Origin of the sequence: Streptomyces atratus (assembly GCF_014648655.1) — a bacterium.
Classification (GTDB): Bacteria; Actinomycetota; Actinomycetes; order Streptomycetales; family Streptomycetaceae; genus Streptomyces; species Streptomyces atratus.
Genome location: NZ_BMRN01000175.1, coordinates 1 through 1,446, shown reverse-complemented (window position 1 = coordinate 1,446; position 1,446 = coordinate 1). Strand labels below are relative to the sequence as shown.

Annotated in this window: 1 protein-coding gene and 2 pseudogenes; all 3 read left to right on the top strand. The window is 70.9% G+C overall.

Translation table 11 applies throughout. The features are described from left to right. Positions 1-136: pseudogene (locus IEZ15_RS43925) on the top strand (lipase); the annotation flags it as partial. Between the two features lie 129 nt (positions 137-265). Further along, positions 266-907: pseudogene (locus tag IEZ15_RS43920) on the top strand (MFS transporter); the annotation flags it as partial. A gap of 27 nt (positions 908-934) precedes the next feature. Beyond that, the coding region (locus IEZ15_RS46310) for an alpha-amylase family protein (protein ID WP_506355112.1) at positions 935-1,446 on the top strand (512 nt) is incomplete at its 3' end.

Sequence of the window (1,446 nt, the reverse complement as noted above, 5' to 3'; positions counted from 1 at the left end):
CAGCGAGGCCGACCACGCCGAACTGCCCCTGCCCGACGATCTGCACCCGGACCCCGCCACCCACCGGCGCATCGGCGAACGCTTCGCCCACCTCGCCTTCGGCGAAGACGGCGCCTTTGCCGCGGGGAACCACTGACCGCCGACCATCGGGAGGCTTCATGGCCGTAGCCGTAGCCGTAGCCGTAGCCGTAGCCGTAGCCGTAGCCGAACAGCCGCGCAGGCTCCCGGTGCCCCGGACGGCGGCCGCTGGAAAGCGCTCGTCTTCATCGCGCTCGCCCAGCTGGTGGTCGTTCTCGACGCCACCATCGTGAACATCGCCCTGCCTTCCGCCCAGTAGGACCTCGGCATCTCCGACGGCAACCGGCAGTGGGTCGTCACGGCCTACGCCCTCGCCTTCGGCGGTCTGCTGCTGTTCGGCGGCCGGATCGCCGACCTGTGCGGGCGCAAGCGGGTCTTCGTCGTTGGGCTGGGTGGATTCGCCGTCGCCTCAGTGCTCGGCGGCGCGGCCACCAACGAGGCGATGATGTTCGGCGCCCGTGCCCTCCAGGGTGTCTTCGGCGCGCTGCTCGCGCCCGCCGCGCTGTCCCTGCTCGCCGTGATGTTCACGGACACCAAGGGGCGCGCCAAGGCGTTCGGCATCCACGGCGCGATCGCCGGTGGCGGCGGCGCCGTCGGGTTCATCCTCGGCGGCTTCCTCGCCGAGTACCTGAACCGGCGCTGGACGTTCTTCATCAACATCCCGTTCGTGCTCGTCGCCGCCGCCGGTGCGTACCTCGTCATCCGTGAGCCGCGGGTCGGCCGCAACCGCTCGCCTCTCGACTTCCCCGGCGTGATCCTGTCCACCCTCGGTCCGGTCGCGCTCGTCCCCGGCTTCACCCGCGCCGAGTCCGACGGCTGGAGCGACTCCGCCGGATGCCCTGAGGACAACGCCTATGTGTACGGCCCGACGACCGCTGACTCCTGGCGGACCGGTACGGACATCGCCTGGGGCACTCCGTCCGCCGGCCAGTGGTCCAACATCCTGCGCAACATGGACGCCAATGCCTGGCACCCGGAGGCGCAGGGGCCGGGCCACTACAACGACCCCGACTACCTGATCCCGATGCGCAAGCTCGCGGACGGCTTGTACGAGCTGACCGCGGAGGAGTCCACCACCCAGCTGGTGATGTGGGCCGAAATGGGATCCCCGCTGGTCATCGGCTCGGACCCGCGCACCCTGCCCCGGCAGATGATCGACACCCTGCGCAACCCGGAGATCATCGCGGTCGACCAGGACCCCCTGGCGATCCAGGGTGTGCGCGTCGCGACCGACGCCACCGGCGAATGTGCTGAAGGGCTCCGGCAACTGGCCGGTTCCGTCGCGGGAACGGCGCTCGGCCGACTCGTCTGGGGACCGGCAGTCTCCCGCGTCCCCGTCGCCTACGCGACCGTCCACGCCGACCCGGC